Genomic DNA, 17,544 nt, shown 5'->3' on the forward strand with positions numbered 1-17,544 from the left:
TCACTTCTTCTCGACCAGATCGTAGAACTGCCAGCTGCGCGCGCTCCAGAGGCCGGCGATTTCGCGGCCGGCGGCGCCGACGATGTTCGGGTTGATGGTGAAATGGTTGGCGGCCGTCAGCATTTCGCGGTAGGTGCGCTGCATGACGCCCTTGCGCAGCGATGCCCCGCCAGCGGCGCGATAGACGAACTGGCAGGCATCGACCCCGGCTTCATGCACCTCGGACTTGGCCAGATGCACCATGCTGATCTGGCGCGTCGAGACCCGGTTGCCGGCCTCGATCGACGCCTCGATGTCGCGCCAGACCTCGAACAGGAAGGCGCGGGCGGCGCGCACGCGCGCTTCGGCGCGACCGTAGTCGAACCAGAACTTGTCGCTTTCACCGAGCAGGCCGGCGCGCCCCGTCTTGGTCACCGCATATCTGGCCATCTCGTCGAGGATCCGCCGCGAGGCGCCGATCGCCCAGCCGGAATGGCCGATGGCGGCGAGGCCGACGACGCCGAGGCTGAAGAATTCCTTCTGGCGCTGCGGTTCGGCCGTCAGGATCGGAAAGACCATGTCATCGGGGATGAACACGTCGTTGGCGGCGTAATCGATGCTGCCGGTGCCTTGCAGGCCGAGCACTTCCCAATTGCCGAGAAGGTCGTGATCCTCGACCGGCGCATGGGCGCATAGCACGATCACATCGCCGTTTTCGTCCTTGGCCGGCTGGCCGCCGCCGTCGTCGAGCAGGGCCGCCGTATGGGTGTAGGTCGCGTGATAGATGCCGCTGGCATAGGCCCACTTGCCATTCAGGCGATAGCCACCCTCGACCTTCTTCAGCATGCCCGTGGGCGTGCCCTGGCCGGAAAAGCGGTTTTCATGGCCGGGGCCGAAAAGGCGTGAGATCGCGCTGTCCGGCAGGAAGGCGGCTGACATGGCGCCGATGCAGGCATGCACCATCGAAACCCAGCCGGCGGCGCCGCTGTGATAGGTGATCGCCTCGATCAGCTGCAGCCCCTGCGTCGGCGAGAGCTGCGCCCCGCCCAGGGCCTCGGCGGCGAAGATATGCGACATCCTCAGCGGCTTCAGGGCCTCGAAGGTCGCTTCGTCGAGCTTTCCGAGCTTTTCGGTGTCGCCGGCATGCTCCTCCAGGATCGGCCCGATCTGGCGAACCTGTTCCATCAGCCCGGCGAAATCCGTTGTGGTGCCCCAATAGGCGGATGTGTGTTTGATCGGTGCGTTCATCTCTGTTCCTCCTTGATGGATCGATCGATGGACAGGGCGGCTGCCTCTGCGGTGCGCCCCGTCGTGTCTTCGGCCGTTTCGCGGCTCTCCTCAGCCGGCCAGGAAATCGCCGATCGCGGTCACGATGCGGGGATCCTCCTGCATGGCGAGATGCCCGACCTCCTCGACCATCAGCAGGCGGGCGTGGGGAATGGCTGCAACCCAAAGCGGCGCCTGCGAGGCCGGCAGCATCCGGTCCTTCTCGCCCCAGACGACCAGCGTTTCGTTGGGAATTCGGCTCAGCCAGCGCCCGAGATTGGGGTGACCCATGCCATGGACCTTGAGAATATTGCCGAGGGCAGGGCCTTCCTTCTCGCGTGCCGCGACGAAGTCCTCCACGGAAGCGCATTCCGCGCCGCCGGGAAAATAGCGCGCCGCCACCTCGGCCCTGTGGGCGAGATAGGCGGGAAACGCGTCCGGCGCGATCGACGACAGGGCGGCGCCGGGATGGTCTGGATGGTTGAGACCGGCCGGCGCGTTCAGCACCAGACGGTTAAACCGTTCGCCCGCGACGACAGCCATCTCCGCCGCCATCCAGCCGCCCATCGAGTGGCCGACGAGATGCGGCCGGTCGAGACCGAGCGCCGAGATCAGCCGCAGATTGTGGACGATGATGTCCTGCATGCCGTTGACATGTGGTGCCTCCGCGCTTTCGCCGAAGCCGGGGTGGAAAGGCAGGTAGACCCGGAAACGGTCCGCCAGCCCTCTCGCCCAGTCATGCCCCTCGATGGTCGCCGCGCCGTGCAGGGCAAGCACGGCAGGCCCCTCGCCGATCGCTTTGACGACGGTGGAAACGCCGTCGATATCCAGAGTCAGGGTTTCGAAATCCATGGTCTTCTCCTTGCAGATCGTTGCGTCAGCCGGCCGCGGGCGTGATCAGCACCTTGCATTGCGTGGTGCGCCGGCGCAGCGCTTCGAAAGTCGCGGGAACGTCGGGCAGATCGATTTTCGCGGTGATCAGCGCCTGGGGGCGATAGCGGCCGGGACCCAGCGCATCGAGCGCCATCTCGAATTCCGCCATGTTGAAGAACACAGCGAAGATCAGCCGGATTTCCTTCGACAGCGCCGCGAAGGGATCCCAGTCGTCGCCGCCGACGCACAGGCCGACGCCGACCACCGTTCCATGGACGCGCACCAGGCGGCAGGCCGCGTCGATCAGCCCCCGCTTGCCGACGCATTCGAACACGATATCCGGCGCCCCCTCGGCCAGACGCGCAAATTCGGCGCCGAGATCCGGCCCGGAGAGTGCGAAGCCGGTGGCGCCGACCGCGGCGGCGCGCGCCTCCTGGTGCCGGTTGAGATCGGCGACGATGACATGGCCGGCGCCCAGCCGCCGCGCCCAGAAGGCGACGAGAAGGCCGATCGGCCCCGCGCCGAGGATCAGGACCCGGTCGCCCGGCTTCAAACCCGAACGGATGACCGCATGCAGGCCAACGGCCACCGGCTCGGCGAGGGCACCCTCCTCGGTCGGAAGGTCGTCCGGCAGGCGTCGGCACTGGCGGGCGGCAACCGTGGTGAGTTCGGCATAGCCGCCGCCGATCAATTGCATCTGTGCGCACCAGGCGGGCTCTCCGCTGCGGCAGCTGGCGCAATGGCCGCAGCCGCGCATCGGCGCCACGGCGATGCGATCACCCGGCTGAAAATCGTCGACCGCCTCGCCGCAGCGCACCACCTCCCCGGCGAATTCGTGGCCGAGCACGCCAAGCCGCGCCAGGCCGAAGGTCTGCGGATCCTCGGTCATGTGCAGGTCGGAACCGCAAATGCCGCAGGCGGCGATGCGGATCAGCACCTCGTCGGGGGCGGGTTGCGGCTGCTGGATGTCGTCGATCATCAGCGGCAGGCCGACCGCATCGAAAAGTGCCGCTTTCATCGCTTGTCCTCCACGAGAATGCGCCGGGTCGGAAACCACGGGGCATCCACCCTCCTGCAGATCAGCCCCCAGATGCCGCCGCGGGCAAACAGCGCCATGAACAGGGTGAGCAGGCCGAGAACGACGAGATAGGTGGCGCCGTATTCGCCGAACCAGCGGTCGGCGAAGAAATAGATCAGCGCGCCGATGATGACCCCTTCGAGCGAGCCGAGGCCGCCGACCATGACGATGAAGATGGCGATATTGGCCCAGTTCGGATCATAGGCGGAGGGCGGGGTGATGCGCAGCTGCGCCATGAAGTAGATGGCGCCGGCAAGACCCGTTCCGGCTGCGGCCGCGACCCAGATGAGGAAGCGGAGCCGACCGACGGCGACGCCCTGACTGGCGGCGGCGACCGGATTGTCGCGCAGCGCGATCAGCGCCAGCCCATAGCGCGAGCGCAGCAGCCAATAGCTGCCGCCGACGGTGACGAGCAGCATGAGGGCGCAGAGAATGCTGACTCCGACGGCCCGCTCCGTCGCGGAATAGCTTGCCATGACCCGCAGGCTCATGCCGGCGCCGGCATTCACATAGCCGAAGACCGACGTCGCAAGCCGCATCACCTCGGCGATCACCCAGGTGCCGATCGCGAAATACGGCCCGTCCAGCCGGTGCAGGAGCCCGTAGGTGGGAATCGCCAGAAGCACGGGCGCGATCATCGCCAGCACGACGGCGACGAAGGGATTGAGGCCCCAGAGTTGCGCCATGATGAACAGGGCATAGGCGGCCACGCCGACAAAGGCCTGCTGGCCGACCGAGACGATGCCGGCATACCCGGCCAGCAGGTTCCACATCTGGGCGACGGCGATGTAACAGCACAGTTCCACGACATCGCGGATCTGCCCTTGCGTCGCCCAGAGCGGCATAGAGGCGATACCGCCGAGAGCGGCGATGGAAACGACGGCCGCGACGATGCTCGAGGCCGTGCGGCGCTGGACCCGGACGGCGGGTGGATCGAACAGATCGGCAGCGGATACGGCGGATGCGTCTGTCAAAGCCTCAATCCTTTCCGAGAAGACCCTGCGGCCGCAGGGCGAGAATGAGGAGGAAAACGAGGTGCCCGGCAAGGATCCCGAAGCCGGGATCGATGCGGAAACCGATCGACTGGCTGACGCCAAGCACCATGGCCCCGAGAAATGCCCCCCAGATCGAACCCATGCCGCCGATGATCACGGCCTCGAAGGCATAGATGAGCTGAAAGGCGCCATCGGCCGGCGCCACCGTCGCCCGCATCGACTGGAAGACGGCGGCGAAACCGAGGATCGCCACCGCGACGGCGGTCGCGCCCGCATACGCGGCCTTCGGATCGACCCCGGTCAGCGCAGCGGCCTCGACATCGGCCGAGGCCGCCCGCAGCGCCCGGCCGAAGCGGGTATAGCGCAAGGTCGCGTCGAGCCCGCCCGTCAGCGCCGTCGCAGTGACGAGCACGATCACCGGCAGCACGCCGACATACAGTGTCCCGAACTGGTATGAGGCCTGGGCAAGGCCGCCGGCGTGCAGCGAGCGTGTATCGGCCGACCAGACTTGCAGCATGGCGTTCTGCAGCGCCACCGACAGGCCGAAGGTGGCGATCAGCGACGGCAGCGGATCGGCGCCGACGACCCGGTTGAGAATCAGCCGCTGCAGAAGCAGGCCGAGGATCGCCCCGAGCGCGACCAGCGCGACCAGAACCGACCAGGGGCTCAGGGAAAAAGCCGATGCGATGCTGATGCCGGTGAGCGCCAGCAGGATCATCAGATCGCCATGGGTGATGTTGACGATGCGCATGACGCCGAACATCAGCGCCATGCCGAGCGCGTACTGGGCGTAGAGACCGCCGAGCAATATGCCCTGGACGATGCCGTCAAGCCACTGCATGAACGCCTCCGAAATACGCCTCGCCGATCGCCTCGCGCGAGATCTGCGCCGAAACCCCCGTCAGACTGACGCGGCCCTCGAGCATGCAATAGAGCCGGTCGGACGACGAACGCGCCAGGCCGACATCCTGCTCGACCAGCACGATGGCGGTGCCGCCGGAGGATATGGAGGGAATCGACTGATAGATTTCCCGGACGACCTTGGGCGCCAGGCCGAGACTGATCTCGTCGCAGAGAAGCAGGCGCGGCTGGTTGAGCAGCGCGCGGGCGATCGCCACCATCTGCTGCTGCCCGCCCGACAGCGATTGAACCGGGACCGCCTGCTTGTCGCGCAGGATGGGAAACAGGTCGTAGACCCTTTCGAGCGTCCAAGGCGTCCCTTTCGGCGCGGCCGCATGATCGATCGCCACCTTGAGATTGTCGAGGACCGACATGCCGGCGAAGAGGCGCCGTCCCTCAGGCACGATCGCGACGCCGGAGGCGACCATGCGGTTCGGCCTGTGACCGCCGACCGGCCGTCCCTCGAGACGAACCATGTCCGGGGCCACGCGCAACAGGCCCATGATGGATTTCAGCAAGGTGGATTTTCCCGCCCCGTTCGCGCCGATCAGGGCCACGACCTCGCCGTGGCCGATCTCGAAATCGATGCCGTAAAGCGCCTGGAAATCGCCGTAGCGCGCCACCAGGCCATGCGTGGACAAAAGCGTGTCGCTCATCCCTCGATCCCCATGTAAACCCGCCTGACTTCCGCATCCTGGATCACGTCGGCAGGGGCGCCCTCGGCGATCTTCTCGCCGAAATTCAGGACCATCATCCGATCCGCGACCGCGAGCAGCGCATGCAGCACATGCTCGATCCAGACGATGGTGACGCCGCGATCGCGGATACGGCGGATGAGCTTGACGAGCGCTTGGCCCTCCTCGTCGGTGAGGCCGCCGGCGATCTCGTCGAGCAGCAGCAGTTTCGGCGCCGATGCCAGCGCGCGCGCCAGTTCCAGCCGCTTGCGGTCGAGAAGCGTCAGCGAGCCGGCAGACCGGTTCGCCTTGTCGATGAGTTCGCAATCGCGCAGGATCTGTGCGCAGAAGGAATAGCTTTCAGCTTCCGTCTTGCCGCCGCCGAACGAGGCGGCGACGAGCAGATTCTCGAAGGTGGTCATGCCGACATAGGGGCGCGGGATCTGATAGGTGCGGCCGATGCCGATCCGGCAGCGCCGGTTGGACGGCTGGCCGACCAGCGACTGGCCGTCGAAGATCAGTTCGCCGCCGTCGATGCGCAGGTCGCCGCTGACGAGATTGAACAGCGTCGTCTTACCCGCGCCGTTCGGCCCCAATATCCCGAGCACCTCGCCGGCGCGAACGTCGAAGCTGACATCCTGCACGACGCGAAGCGCGCCAAAGGCTTTGTTCAGCCCCCTGGCTTCCAGAAGAATGCTGTTTGCCATGCTCCTCCGTTCCCCTTGCAACTGCCGGCGCGGCTTTCTTGATTGCCGCTGCCGGCCGATCAGCGTCGCCGGCTCGATGCGTCGAGCAAGGCGCTTCCGGCGACCTCGTCAGGCCGCCGACCAGGGCATGATCTTCATCTTCTGTTCGGGTTCGAAGAGCTTGCTGACGGCATTGTCGACGATCTTCAGGTCATAAGGCCATTTCTCGCCCTTGACCCACTGCCCGCCGAAGATGGGTGTGGTCGAGACGTTCTTGTGCGGACCGGAAGAAAAATCGACCGGACCGACGACGGTCTGGAGCTTGGTCGCCACGAGAGCATCGCGAATGGAGCCGCGATCCAACGGGTTCGAGGCGCGCTTCAACACATCGAGCGCGACCTCGAAGAGCGCGTGGCTATAACCCAGCGGCTGCGTCCACTGCTTCTTGGTTTCGCCTTCCCAACGATCGGCGATCTCGCGGCTCGTCGAGCCGTCGATCGTGGACTTGAACGGGAATGCCGGCGTCCACCACACTTCCGAGGACATGCCGTCGCCGAGCGGCCCCATCGCCTGCACGCCGGAGGGGAAAAGCAGCGCCGCAGCCACCGTCACCGCCTTCGGCTTGTAGCCCTGCTGGGCGCACTGATTGACGAAGGTCTTCAGGTCGTCGGGATAAGTGATGCCGCCGATGATCTCGCAGCCGGCCTGCTTGAAGGCGTTGATCTGGGCGGTATAATCGTTGGTGCGCGGCTGGAAGAAGCCGGGAACGGTGATCTCGAAGCCGGCTTTCTGCGTCGGCGCGGGGAGACCGTAGTCGTTGTTGCCCCAGGTCTCGCCGTCGGCGTTCTGCGGAAACAGCATGCCGACCTTGCGATTGGTGTCGAGGGTGTTCCACAGGCCGACGAAGGTGTTGAGCGCCTCGTCAAGGCCCCAGAAGAAATGGTAGGTCCAGTTGAACGGCTTGTCCTTGCCGCCACGCGGAAAGATGACCGCCTGCCAGGGCGCGCCGGTCGAAAGGCAGGGGCATTCGTAAAGCTCGGCCTGATCCGCCGCGGGGCTGACCGTATCCGTCGTCGAGGCCGGCAGCACCATGTGCACCTCCTGATTGAGGATCAGGTCCCCGGCCACCTCCGCCGCCCGGTTCGGGTCGGACTGGCTGTCGCGCATCAGGATCTCGATGTCGAAATGGCCGGCGGGCGTGTCGATGCCGTTCTTCAGCGCTTCCTTGACCTTGGCCAGCGCCCAGCCGTCCGTTTCACCGAACAGCGCCAGCGGCCCCGTCGCCGGGGTCACGAAGCCCAGCTTGATCGTGCCGGCGGATTGCGCGCGCGCCACCAGCGGCGCACTGAGCGCCGAAGCAGCAACCGAAGCGCCGATGCCCTTCAGCACCGTGCGGCGCGACGGGTATGAGAATCCGTTCAGGTCCACCATAGTCTCCTCCCTGTGGTCGAACATGTCATGCCATGATGATCGGCCGCTCCTGCCGGCCGCCATCGGGTCATTTGATGCGGTGCATCGAGCCCCCGTCGATGACCATCTGGCTCCCCGTGACATAGGACGAGCACGGCGAGGCCAGGTAGAGGGCAAGGCCCTTGATGTCCTCGGGGTCGCCGATCCTGCCGATCAGCGACTGCTCTTCGAATGCCTTGCGATCCGCCGGTATCTTCAGACGGCCGCCGGCAATGTTGGTCATGAACGGACCGGGCGAAATGCAGTTGACAAGGATGCCGAAGACGCCGAGTTCCATCGCCATCTGTCGAACGAAGTGATCGACGCCGGCCTTGGCCGGCATGTAGGGCGTTCCGACGATCGCTTCGTTGATCTGGCCGGCGATCGAGGATGTGACGATGATGCGGCCGCCTCCGGTCGCCTTCATGTGGCGCGCGGCATGTTTTACCGTCGTATAGACCGATGTCAGATTGACTTCGATCACCCGGTCCCAATGATGATCATCGAGCACGTCGATGGCGCCGTCAGGAATGCGCTCGCCGGTCGTCGACAGAAAACCGGGGCCGGCATCGATGCCGGCATTGGCGAAGACGACGTCGATGCGTCCATGGCGCTGCGCGACCGCGTCGAACGCCTCCGCCATACGCAGGCGGTCGGCAACGTCGACAGCCTGGCCCCAGACCTGTGCGCCGTTGCGCCCCAGTTCGGCCACGACCGCGTCGAGCTGGGCGGAATTCAGATCGAAAATGCACACGCGTGCGCCATGTTCGGCCATCACTTCCGCATAGGCGCGTCCTATGCCGCTGGCGCCACCCGTAACGATGACGGACTTGCCGCGAACGTCGAACATCTCCTGTAAATTCGCCATGTCTGCCCTTCCTCCCATGGCAAAGCTAACAGCCTTCCGCCAGCGGTTTGATGATTTCTCGCGAGATTAATATATCGAAATGCTATGCAGTCAGCGCCCTTCCCGCGAAGTGGCCCGTGACGAATCACGGCTTGCGAGCAGTTGCGGGAGAGATCGAGATAGCGGTGGAAATCGTCTTCGAAACGCGGCGACGGACCTGCAACACGATGCGGCCACGCTCACGGCCGGGATAAGCTCCGGCCGCGGTAAAACAGGCCAAGTTCTACGTCGGCAGTCGCCAGACGGCAGGGCGTTCATCGACATTACAACCGCGTCATCGCGCGGGAACGGCCAAGCTCACATAGGCGGCTTGCACCGCCGCCGGCGCATTGCCGGCTTGGGTTCGGACGGGATGCGCTGCGAGAATTATCACTCTGCGCGTAAAATAGCCTCGGCTGCTTTCTCGGCAATCATGATGACGGGCGAATTGGTGTTGCCCGAAACGATCGTCGGCATGATCGAGGCATCGACGACGCGCAACTTTTCCAGCCCGTGCACGCGCAACACCGAATCCACCACCGCCATCGGATCGCTTCCCATCTTGCAGGTGCCGACGGGGTGGAAGATCGTCGTGGCGATATCGCCGGCGCGGCGAATGAGGTCTTCGTCGCTCTGGTATTCCCGTCCGGGAAGCATCTCCTGCGGACGGAAACGGGAGATCGCCTGGGTTTCCATCAATCGACGCGCATGGCGGATGGCGCGGACCGCCAGCAGCCGGTCGCCCGGCGTCGAGAGGTAGTTGGGCCGGATTTCCGGGGCCGCCGTGACATCCTGCGTCGTCACATGCACGGTGCCGCGACTTTCCGGGCGCAGATTGCAGACCGAAACGGTTACAGCGGGATAGCGATGCAGGGGTTCGCCCAGCCGGTCGGTGCTAAGCGGCTGGACGTGATATTCGAGATCCGCCGTCGCCACCGCCGGATCGCTCCTGGCGAAAATGCCCAGCTGACTCGGGGCCATGGAGAGGGGGCCGGACCGGCGGATTGCATATTGCAGGCCCATGCCGGCGCGGCTGAAGAGATTGTGATAGATCTGGTTCAATGTGCGTGCGCCCTCGATCTTGAAGACGGTGCGGATCTGCAGGTGGTCCTGCAGGTTTTCGCCGACGCCGGGCAGCGCATGATGAATGGGAATGCCAAGCGCCGAAAGGACTTCCGGCCGGCCGACACCTGACAGTTCCAGGAGTTTCGGCGAGTTGATCGCGCCGGCCGCCAGCACCACCTCGCGTGTGGCGCGCGCCATGCAGGCGCGGCCAGCGCGGCGGAAACGCACGCCGGCTGCCGCCTTGCCGTCGAATTCCAGCCGCTCGGTCTCCGCGCCGGTCAACACGCGCAGGTTCGGCCGCTTCATCGCCGGGCGCAGGAAGGCCTTGGTCGTGTTCCAGCGCAGGCCGCCCTTCTGGTTGACCTCGAAATAACCGGATCCCTCATTGTCGCCCCCGTTGAAGTCCTCGGTCTTGGGGATGCCGAGTTCCTCGGCCGCATCGCGAAATGCATCGAGGATCGGCCAGGACAATCGCTGCCGCTCGACGCGCCATTCGCCGCCGGCGCCGTGCAGGGCCGATCGGCCGCGATAATTGTCCTCAGACTTCAGGAACCATGGCAGAACATCGTCCCAACCCCAGCCGGCATTGCCCGCCTGCCGCCAGGCATCGTAATCGGCGGCCTGCCCGCGCATATAGATCATGCCATTGATGGAAGAGCAGCCGCCCAGAACCTTGCCACGCGGATAGTTCAAGGCGCGGCCGTTAAGGCCGGCCTCCGCCGCCGTCTTCATCATCCAGTCGGTGCGCGGATTGCCCATGCAGTAGAGATAGCCGATCGGCACATGCACCCAGTGATAGCGATCCGAGCCGCCGGCCTCGAGCAGCAACACCCGGTTTTTCGGATCCGCCGAAAGCCGGTTTGCGAGCACACAGCCGGCCGATCCGGCGCCCACGACGATAAAATCGTAAACGCCTTCATCCAGCGGTGACTCACTCATGGACATGCCCCCTCCACTTCTCCTCAAAGACTTTGCATCCAGGAAAAGCCGCCGGAGCGACCGCATCGCTTGTGCAAAAGCCCTTGACAACCCGTAGCGGCGATTGGAGCGGCCGGCAAGACCGCGATCCGGTGGACTATGTCGATAGCGGGGGCGATCGGAGCGGCCCGACCTTCTTTACATCCTCAGCAATTGGGTGATCTGGGTGTTCGCCCCAGGCGGGGCCGCTGCCCACCTATCTCGCATTCTTCATCGACATCCTGAAGGTGGAACTCATGGATTATGCCTGCCGAAATACACCGCCGGTTCCCAAGGCGGGATCCCTCCCGAAAGGGAGGGAGGAAATGGCAAATCAGCGACAGACGCGAGTTTCCTTGACGATCACGCGACCGTGACGAACCATTTCGACGCGCTTGGTGCGGCAATTGGCGTGGCGCATATGGCGACGTTCCCGCTCGCGGCGCATTTCATGGCGTTCGTGGCGGTGCCAGCGGCGATCGCGGTAGTCAGCCCGTTCGTAGCTGCCGCCATCGTCGGTGGTGATGGTGAGTGACTGGGCCTTGACCGGAACGGCGCTCATGGTGCTTGCGCCGGCGAGGCTCGCCAGAATGACAAAAATAAAGCGTTTCATCGTCTTCTCCTGTTTGATTCCGGTCCCGAGATGCTCTGATCTGTCCATCAAGGTTCCAGGCACCGGGAGAACACGCGAAGCGCAATGATGGTTCCGCATCGGACTTCAGTCCGAAACCTCTTGGGACGTTGGACCGGGAGGCTGCGGCCAGCGCTCCAGCGCCGCGCGTCCGGCATCCGTCAAACCGTAGATGCCGCGGTCGAGCCGCTCGAACCAGCCATAGACGTTCGACGGCAGGATCTTCTCCGCTTCCGCCACCGTTGCCCGGACGTCGCGCAGGCGCAACGGCCCCGCCGCCAGCGCGGCCGCACATCCAAGCGCCTGCTGGCGATAGGCGGTCATCAGCGGCGCGCGCGTGCCGCCGCCGAGCGCCGGATCGCCGCGCCGGTTGCGGTGCTCTCGCATCAGACGCGAGCGCCGTTTTGGATTGGTGCGCGGCATCGGCGAAACCGAGGCGACGATGACATCGACATCGCCCGCATCGGAAACGCCGAGCATGCCGACGCCGAGCCGGCGGCAGAGATCGCGGTAACGCCTGTCCGCCTCGCGGCCCCTGCCCCGGGCCGAAATGCGCGCGGCAATCCACACCTCGTCCGACACCGTCGCCCGGTCGACGGCCTGCAGGATCAGTTCGAGATTGAAGCTGAGCTTGAGCTCGCAGACCACAACGACCGGCGGATCGTCCTCGCTGAGGCCGACGAGGTCGCAACCGCCGACCTCGCCCTTGACGACATACCCCGCCTTTTCGAGAAAGCCTTTGACGGGCAGATAAAGCGATGTTTCCATGGCCGGCGCCTCTCCTGCCCTCACCGCGTCCGGATGCGCGGCAGGTGCTCCAGCAGCGAGCGGCAGGCGCCCATGATATGCTCGAAGACGAGGGTTCCGGCGCGCTCGACGTCGCGCGCCCGGCAGGAGTCAAGGATCTCGCGATGCTCCCGGTCGGCGATTTCCTTGCCCTGAGAAAGAGCGAGCTGAATGCGCAAGAAGCGCTCCAGCCGATCGTTGACCGAACGGATGGTGCTGACGAGGAAGGGACGTTCGGCGTCCTCGTAGAGGCAGCTATGGAATTGCCAGTTCAGCTCCGACCAGCGGGCGACATCCGTTTCCCGCGCAAATCTCTCGCAGAATTCCAGCGCGCGTGCCAGGGTCTCCTCACGCATGTTGGGGATGGACAGCTTGATCGCCGAGGATTCGAGAATGGCGCGCACCTCGAAAATCTGCGCAAGTTCCGGGTCGGAAACGCTGGTGACGACAACGCCGCGGTTGCGGTGGAACTCCACCAGCCCCTCGGCCTCCAGCCGCTTCAACGCCTCGCGCACGGGGATCTTGCTAACGTTGAACAGGCGCGCCACGTCGTCCTGGCGGATCGGCTCGCCCTGGTCCAGCGATCCATCGGCAATGGCGTCGCGGATGAAGGTCAGGATGATGTCGGATGCACTCGGGGCCTTGCCGAGGTTCGGCACCTTCGCGGTTTCAAGCGGCATGACGACTCCTGATCTCGGCCTGTTGGAATATCGTAGACGATTTTGCCAGGCGCTTCCAAGGCCTTCGACGAAAAGAGCGCGACCGCTGGACAAATCGCCGAAATCTGCCCTTGACGCCCTTCATGGATCCTATAGGTTTTCCGTCACTAGAGAATATCGTATACGGTTTACGATTGTCAGTGCGAAAAACGCGATCGGGAACCATCTCAAGAACTTCCTCCCTCTGCAAGGACAGAACAATGCGCTCATCCAAGATCGTCCATGTGGTGACCTGCCACGCCGAAGGCGAAGTCGGCGATGTGATCGTCGGCGGCGTCGCCCCGCCTCCCGGCGATACCCTCTGGGAACAGTCGCGCTGGATCGCGAGCGACGAGACGTTGCGCAACTTCGTGCTCAACGAGCCGCGCGGCGGGGTCTTCCGCCACGTCAACCTGCTGGTGCCGCCGAAGAACCCGAAGGCGCAGATGGGCTGGATCATCATGGAGCCGGAAGACACGCCGCCGATGTCGGGCTCCAACTCGATCTGCGTCTCGACCGTTCTGCTCGACAGCGGCATCATCGCGATGACCGAGCCCGAAACCCGCATGGTGCTGGAAGCGCCGGCCGGGCTGGTCGAGGTCGTGGCGCAGTGCCGCAACGGCAAGGCGGAGCGGATCACCGTCACCAATGTCCCGAGCTTCGCCGACAAGCTCGATGCAGAGCTGGATGTGCCGGGGCTCGGCAAGCTGACCGTCGACACCGCCTATGGCGGTGACAGCTTTGTCGTTGTCGATGCCGAAAAGCTCGGCTTCAAGCTGGTCGCCGACGAAGCGCGGGCGCTGGCCGAAACCGGGATGCGCATCACCAAGGCCGCCAACGAACAGCTCGGTTTCTCCCATCCGGAAAACACCGGCTGGAACCATATTTCGTTCTGCAACTTCGCCGGCCCGCTTTATCGCGAGGACGGCAAGCTGTTGTCGCGACAGGCGGTCGCCATCCAGCCGGGCAAGATCGACCGTTCGCCGACCGGCACGGCCGTTTCCGCCCGCATGGCGATCCTGAATGCCCGCGGCATGCTGGCCGAAGGCGAGACGCTGACCGGCGTGTCGATCATCGATTCGCAATTCATCGGCACCGTGGTGCGCGAAACGACGGTTGCGGGGCGCAAGGCGATCGTCCCCTCGATTTCCGGCCGGGCATGGATTACCGGCACGTCGCAGCTTATGCTCGACCCCTCGGACCCCTATCCGGGCGGCTACAAGCTGTCCGATACATGGCCGAAACTGGTGTGAGGAGAGAAAAATGCCGCTCGTGAAAATCGAACTGTTTCCGGGGCGCAGCCCGGAGAAAAAGGCCGAACTGGCGCGCGAGATCACCGCGACGCTTGAAAGGGTGGCCGGCATCAAGCCGGAGGCGACCACGGTCATGTTCGCCGAGGTGAAGCCCGAGGACTGGTTCGTCGCCGGCGAGGCGCTGGGGAGCCCGGCCAAGATCTGAGGGCCAGGGAACGACGCCGATGCCTGAAAAACCTCATGATACGACCCGGATTTCCTTTGCCGACCTCGTGGAGACCTTGCAAAAGATCTTCGTGAAGGCTGGCGTATCCGAGGCCAATGCGGCGGTTCTGGCCGTCAATTGCGCCGGTTGCGAGCGCGACGGCGGGTTGAGCCATGGGGTTTTCCGCATTCCCGGCTACGTCGCCTCGCTAAACAGCGGCTGGGTCGATGGCAAGGCCGTGCCCATCCTCGAGCGGTCAGGCCCGGCCCTGCTGCGCGTCGATGCGCGGAACGGCTTTGCCCAGCCGGCCTGGGCGGCGGCGCTTCCCCATGCCCTCGACATGGTGCGCCAACAGGGGGCGGCGGTCGTCGCCATCCGGGAGTCGCACCATTTCAGCGCGCTGTGGCCCGATCTCGAGCCGCTGGCGGAAGCCGGCTTCGTGGCGCTGTCGATGGTGACGGGGCTTGCCTGCGTCGCGCCGCCCGGCGGGCGCAAGCCCGTCTTCGGCACCAATCCGCTCGCCTTCGCCACGCCGGTGGCGGGGGCGCATCCGATGATCTTCGATTTCGCCACCAGCGCCATGTCGAACGGCGACCTGCGGCTTGCCGCCCGCGCCGGCCACAGCGTGCCGCCGGGAACCGGCATCGACCGCTCGGGCGCCCTTTCCGACGATCCCAAACAGATCCTCGACGGCGGCGCGCTGCTGCCCTTCGGCGGCCACAAGGGCGCGGCGATCTCGCTGATGGTCGAGATCCTCGCTTCGGCGCTGACCGGCGGCCAGTTCTCGTCGGAGGTCGATTTCTCCGCCCATCCCGGTGCGGAAACCCCGAGGACGGGGCAGGTCATCATCGTCATCGATCCCGCCCGCGGCAACAATGCCGTCTTCACCGAACGGGTTCGAAACCTGATCGACAGCGTCCGCCACGCCGGCCAGGCGCGCCTGCCCTCCGATCGCCGCTACCGGACGCGCGAGGCCTCCGAACGCGAGGGCATCTCCCTGTCGGTCGAACAACGGGATGCGTTGGTGCGCATGGCGGCGGGTTAAGGCCGTCAGTCTTCGGGCCCGTATACCAGCATCCTGTAGATCGTCGCGGAGCGGCCCCGGCTGTCAAGGCCGTAAACCTCGGCCATCCACTCCGCATCCTTGACGTCCTCGATCGCAAGGGAGACGAGGTCTGCGCCGCAGCCGAGCGACGATGCCATCGCCAGGGTCCGCGCATCGGCAAGCCCCGTTTCTGCTCTTCCGTGCGGCCCTCGACCATCTTGGGATCGCGATCTCCTCCGTGACGGGCATGCCCAGGCCCGTTAAACCGGCCGCGCAGATTATCTCGAGCGGGGCTGTCGGATTCCTGCGCGGGCATCCGTCTTCCAGAAGACAGGCCATGGAGAACAGCAATGACGATTATCGTGACCGGATTCGAAAAATCGCCCGACCGAGGCCGGGGCCTTGCGCGCGACATGCGGGTGCGCTGGGCGCTGGAGGAGGTTGGCCAGCCCTATGAGATGCGGCTTCTGTCGTTTCAGGAAATGAAGGAGCCGGCGCATCTGGCCCGTCATCCCTTCGGCCAAATCCCGACCTATGAGGAAGGCGATCTGGTCCTGTTCGAATCCGGCGCCATCGTGCTGCATCTCGCCGAAAACCATGCCGGCCTGTTGCCGCGGGAGGCCGATGCCCGGGCGCGGGCGATCGCCTGGATGTTCGCCGCGATCGGCACCGTCGAGCCGCCGATCCTCGACCGCGCCAACGCCGTTCTGCTGGAGGCGAAGGAGAGCTGGCACGATCGGCGGCTGGCGCTCGTCGACGACCGTATCCGCATCCGGCTCGGCGCGCTCTCCGCCCGGCTCGGCGATGCAGACTGGCTGGACGGCGCCTTCAGCGCCGGTGACCTGATGATGATCTCGGTGCTGCTGCGGCTGAAAAGCTCCGGCCTGGTGGACGGCTATCCGACCCTCGCCGCCTATGTCGCCCGGGGCGAAGCACGCCCCGCCTATGTCCGCGCCTTCGCGGATCAGCTCGCCGTGTTCACCGCTGCCGAAGGCCATTGACCGGGCATCGTGTCGCTGCCGACCTTCGTCCTATTCGAATTGCTTTCCATCCCTCCGGCGATTTACGCATCGTGAGCGTTTCATCTACACTATGCGGCGGGTTATGAGGGGATGGGAAGAGGAATTCCATGAGGCGAACAAAGGAAGACGCCGCGGAAACGGCGCGCCAGATCCTGGAAGCGGCGCAGAAGCTGTTTCTCGACAATGGCTATGACAATGTCAGCCTCGATGAAATCGCGGCGGCGGCAGGCGTGACCCGGGGTGCGATCCATTGGCATTTCAAGAACAAGCAGGGGCTGCTTCTCGAACTGCGCCACCAGGCCATAAGACCGTTTGAAGAGCTGGCGGAAAACATGGCCGCCTCCCCCGGAAAGGCGTCGCTTTCACGGTTCAATTCCGTCGTCTTCGAGGTGCTCTGTCGGCTGCAGAAAGATCCGCGGCAGCAGGGCATGAGCCGCTGCATGATCCGGCTGGATATTGCCTTGGCTGAAAACAATCCCGATTGCGGCAAGGCGTTCCGGCAGGAGCTGCATGCGATTTTCGCGAGAATATTCCGCTCCGTGGAACGGGATTGCGGACTGCCCCCGCCCTGGAACGCCGACAGCGCCGCCTCGGCGCTTTATGCCGCCGTGGACGGCATTTACGTCAGTTGGGCACTGGGGGTCGGCACCGTTCATCTCGTGCCCGATGGCCAGCTACTTCTCAAATCGCTTTTCGAAATCTGGGAAAATCCCGGCGCTTGAGCGCAGCGACGTCCTCGAAAAGGCTTCTCCTGACGCCACAAGGCGCGCAACCGCGGGGGTTGCGCGCCTTGTCCGTTCGGTGCCGAGACCCGATGATCAGAAGGTGCGCTGGAAGCGGACCATGCCGTTCCACTGATCTTCGTCGATCGAATCCCACTTGGTGTAGGTGACTTCCGGCTGGATCAGGAGATTCGAAACCGGGTTCCACTGCAGGTTGGCGGCAGCGGCGAAGGTTTCGTTGTCGGTGTAAGCGAGCTGCAGGTTGGCGCCGAGCGTGTCGGAGAACTTGCCGCCGACGCCGCCCCAGACAGCCCAGTCGCCCCACGGGCCGTAGGTGTCGCCCGGTGCGAAGGCGTTGGTGGTGTCGCCGTCGG

20 protein-coding genes are annotated in these 17,544 nt (G+C 65.0%); 5 read left to right on the forward strand and 15 right to left on the reverse strand.

The genetic code is table 11. The features are described from left to right. The 13 genes from P7F60_RS25515 to P7F60_RS25575 form a co-directional block, all read right to left on the reverse strand. A complete protein-coding gene (locus P7F60_RS25515; protein WP_277920518.1) occupies window positions 1–1,227 on the reverse strand; it encodes an acyl-CoA dehydrogenase family protein in 1,227 nt (408 codons plus the stop codon). A 90-nt stretch (window positions 1,228–1,317) separates the two neighbouring features. After that, complete coding sequence (locus P7F60_RS25520) at window positions 1,318–2,097, reverse strand: alpha/beta hydrolase (RefSeq protein WP_277920519.1); 780 nt, start codon at window positions 2,095–2,097, stop codon at window positions 1,318–1,320. Window positions 2,098–2,122: 25 nt separating this feature from the next. Beyond that, the gene (locus P7F60_RS25525) at window positions 2,123–3,136 is read right to left on the reverse strand and encodes an alcohol dehydrogenase catalytic domain-containing protein (protein WP_277920520.1); all 1,014 of its coding nucleotides are present in this window, start codon (window positions 3,134–3,136) and stop codon (window positions 2,123–2,125) included. Further along, window positions 3,133–4,170 (reverse strand): branched-chain amino acid ABC transporter permease, encoded by a 1,038-nt coding sequence (locus P7F60_RS25530; protein WP_277920521.1) that lies wholly within the window; start codon window positions 4,168–4,170, stop codon window positions 3,133–3,135. The genes P7F60_RS25525 and P7F60_RS25530 overlap by 4 nt, the downstream gene beginning before the upstream one ends. 4 nt (window positions 4,171–4,174) lie before the next feature. Beyond that, complete coding sequence (locus P7F60_RS25535; protein WP_277920522.1) at window positions 4,175–5,032, reverse strand: branched-chain amino acid ABC transporter permease; 858 nt, start codon at window positions 5,030–5,032, stop codon at window positions 4,175–4,177. Further along, the gene (locus P7F60_RS25540; RefSeq protein WP_277920523.1) at window positions 5,019–5,747 is read right to left on the reverse strand and encodes an ABC transporter ATP-binding protein; all 729 of its coding nucleotides are present in this window, start codon (window positions 5,745–5,747) and stop codon (window positions 5,019–5,021) included. The genes P7F60_RS25535 and P7F60_RS25540 overlap by 14 nt, the downstream gene beginning before the upstream one ends. After that, entirely contained in the window at window positions 5,744–6,472 is a 729-nt protein-coding gene (locus tag P7F60_RS25545; RefSeq protein WP_277920524.1) for an ABC transporter ATP-binding protein, read from the reverse strand. The genes P7F60_RS25540 and P7F60_RS25545 overlap by 4 nt, the downstream gene beginning before the upstream one ends. Before the next feature lie 108 nt (window positions 6,473–6,580). Beyond that, on the reverse strand, window positions 6,581–7,882 hold the full coding sequence (locus P7F60_RS25550) for an ABC transporter substrate-binding protein (RefSeq protein WP_277920525.1): 1,302 nt from the start codon (window positions 7,880–7,882) through the stop codon (window positions 6,581–6,583). Between the two features lie 67 nt (window positions 7,883–7,949). Continuing rightward, window positions 7,950–8,768, reverse strand: coding sequence for an SDR family NAD(P)-dependent oxidoreductase (locus P7F60_RS25555; RefSeq protein WP_277920526.1), 819 nt, complete (start codon window positions 8,766–8,768; stop codon window positions 7,950–7,952). A 408-nt stretch (window positions 8,769–9,176) separates the two neighbouring features. Continuing rightward, window positions 9,177–10,790, reverse strand: a complete 1,614-nt coding sequence (locus P7F60_RS25560; protein WP_277920527.1) for a GMC family oxidoreductase — start codon at window positions 10,788–10,790, stop codon at window positions 9,177–9,179. Between the two features lie 352 nt (window positions 10,791–11,142). Then, a complete protein-coding gene (locus P7F60_RS25565; RefSeq protein WP_277920528.1) occupies window positions 11,143–11,421 on the reverse strand; it encodes a hypothetical protein in 279 nt (92 codons plus the stop codon). A gap of 105 nt (window positions 11,422–11,526) precedes the next feature. Next, window positions 11,527–12,207: a DUF2161 family putative PD-(D/E)XK-type phosphodiesterase gene (locus P7F60_RS25570; protein ID WP_277920529.1), complete on the reverse strand. Its 681-nt coding sequence runs from the start codon at window positions 12,205–12,207 to the stop codon at window positions 11,527–11,529. Window positions 12,208–12,227: 20 nt separating this feature from the next. Continuing rightward, window positions 12,228–12,905, reverse strand: coding sequence for a GntR family transcriptional regulator (locus tag P7F60_RS25575; RefSeq protein WP_277920530.1), 678 nt, complete (start codon window positions 12,903–12,905; stop codon window positions 12,228–12,230). A gap of 239 nt (window positions 12,906–13,144) precedes the next feature. Between P7F60_RS25575 and P7F60_RS25580 the strand changes: the two genes are divergently transcribed. The 3 genes from P7F60_RS25580 to P7F60_RS25590 are packed head-to-tail and all read left to right on the forward strand — an operon-like array spanning window position 13,145 to window position 15,426. Then, a complete protein-coding gene (locus P7F60_RS25580; RefSeq protein WP_277920531.1) occupies window positions 13,145–14,176 on the forward strand; it encodes a proline racemase family protein in 1,032 nt (343 codons plus the stop codon). Window positions 14,177–14,186: 10 nt separating this feature from the next. Next, window positions 14,187–14,381 carry a 4-oxalocrotonate tautomerase family protein gene (locus P7F60_RS25585; protein WP_277920532.1) on the forward strand — a complete coding sequence of 65 codons (195 nt, stop codon included), beginning with the start codon at window positions 14,187–14,189 and terminating at the stop codon, window positions 14,379–14,381. A 19-nt stretch (window positions 14,382–14,400) separates the two neighbouring features. Next, window positions 14,401–15,426 carry an Ldh family oxidoreductase gene (locus P7F60_RS25590; RefSeq protein WP_277920533.1) on the forward strand — a complete coding sequence of 342 codons (1,026 nt, stop codon included), beginning with the start codon at window positions 14,401–14,403 and terminating at the stop codon, window positions 15,424–15,426. 5 nt (window positions 15,427–15,431) lie between these two features. Here P7F60_RS25590 and P7F60_RS25595 read toward each other — a convergent pair whose 3' ends face one another. After that, complete coding sequence (locus tag P7F60_RS25595; RefSeq protein ID WP_277920534.1) at window positions 15,432–15,584, reverse strand: hypothetical protein; 153 nt, start codon at window positions 15,582–15,584, stop codon at window positions 15,432–15,434. A gap of 192 nt (window positions 15,585–15,776) precedes the next feature. Here P7F60_RS25595 and P7F60_RS25600 point away from each other — a divergent pair, with 192 nt between their 5' ends. Both P7F60_RS25600 and P7F60_RS25605 read left to right on the forward strand, forming a co-directional pair. Next, window positions 15,777–16,427: a glutathione S-transferase family protein gene (locus tag P7F60_RS25600; RefSeq protein WP_277920535.1), complete on the forward strand. Its 651-nt coding sequence runs from the start codon at window positions 15,777–15,779 to the stop codon at window positions 16,425–16,427. 128 nt (window positions 16,428–16,555) lie between these two features. After that, the gene (locus tag P7F60_RS25605) at window positions 16,556–17,170 is read left to right on the forward strand and encodes a TetR family transcriptional regulator (RefSeq protein ID WP_277920536.1); all 615 of its coding nucleotides are present in this window, start codon (window positions 16,556–16,558) and stop codon (window positions 17,168–17,170) included. Between the two features lie 96 nt (window positions 17,171–17,266). On the opposite strand, the gene P7F60_RS25610 is transcribed toward P7F60_RS25605, so the two are convergent. Beyond that, a partial coding sequence (locus P7F60_RS25610) for a porin (protein ID WP_277920537.1) occupies window positions 17,267–17,544 on the reverse strand: 278 nt, incomplete at its 5' end.

The organism is Rhizobium sp. YJ-22 (assembly GCF_029601685.1).
GTDB lineage: Bacteria > Pseudomonadota > Alphaproteobacteria > Rhizobiales > Rhizobiaceae > Metarhizobium.

Coding starts and splice junctions, on each gene's coding strand:
- P7F60_RS25515 (WP_277920518.1), bottom strand. CDS start 1,227: ATGAACGCACCGATCAAACACACATCCGCCTATTGGGGCACCACAACG.
- P7F60_RS25520 (WP_277920519.1), bottom strand. CDS start 2,097: ATGGATTTCGAAACCCTGACTCTGGATATCGACGGCGTTTCCACCGTC.
- P7F60_RS25525 (WP_277920520.1), bottom strand. CDS start 3,136: ATGAAAGCGGCACTTTTCGATGCGGTCGGCCTGCCGCTGATGATCGAC.
- P7F60_RS25535 (WP_277920522.1), bottom strand. CDS start 5,032: ATGCAGTGGCTTGACGGCATCGTCCAGGGCATATTGCTCGGCGGTCTC.
- P7F60_RS25540 (WP_277920523.1), bottom strand. CDS start 5,747: ATGAGCGACACGCTTTTGTCCACGCATGGCCTGGTGGCGCGCTACGGC.
- P7F60_RS25545 (WP_277920524.1), bottom strand. CDS start 6,472: ATGGCAAACAGCATTCTTCTGGAAGCCAGGGGGCTGAACAAAGCCTTT.
- P7F60_RS25550 (WP_277920525.1), bottom strand. CDS start 7,882: ATGGTGGACCTGAACGGATTCTCATACCCGTCGCGCCGCACGGTGCTG.
- P7F60_RS25555 (WP_277920526.1), bottom strand. CDS start 8,768: ATGGCGAATTTACAGGAGATGTTCGACGTTCGCGGCAAGTCCGTCATC.
- P7F60_RS25560 (WP_277920527.1), bottom strand. CDS start 10,790: ATGAGTGAGTCACCGCTGGATGAAGGCGTTTACGATTTTATCGTCGTG.
- P7F60_RS25565 (WP_277920528.1), bottom strand. CDS start 11,421: ATGAAACGCTTTATTTTTGTCATTCTGGCGAGCCTCGCCGGCGCAAGC.
- P7F60_RS25570 (WP_277920529.1), bottom strand. CDS start 12,207: ATGGAAACATCGCTTTATCTGCCCGTCAAAGGCTTTCTCGAAAAGGCG.
- P7F60_RS25575 (WP_277920530.1), bottom strand. CDS start 12,905: ATGCCGCTTGAAACCGCGAAGGTGCCGAACCTCGGCAAGGCCCCGAGT.
- P7F60_RS25580 (WP_277920531.1), top strand. CDS start 13,145: ATGCGCTCATCCAAGATCGTCCATGTGGTGACCTGCCACGCCGAAGGC.
- P7F60_RS25585 (WP_277920532.1), top strand. CDS start 14,187: ATGCCGCTCGTGAAAATCGAACTGTTTCCGGGGCGCAGCCCGGAGAAA.
- P7F60_RS25590 (WP_277920533.1), top strand. CDS start 14,401: ATGCCTGAAAAACCTCATGATACGACCCGGATTTCCTTTGCCGACCTC.
- P7F60_RS25595 (WP_277920534.1), bottom strand. CDS start 15,584: ATGGCATCGTCGCTCGGCTGCGGCGCAGACCTCGTCTCCCTTGCGATC.
- P7F60_RS25600 (WP_277920535.1), top strand. CDS start 15,777: ATGACGATTATCGTGACCGGATTCGAAAAATCGCCCGACCGAGGCCGG.
- P7F60_RS25605 (WP_277920536.1), top strand. CDS start 16,556: ATGAGGCGAACAAAGGAAGACGCCGCGGAAACGGCGCGCCAGATCCTG.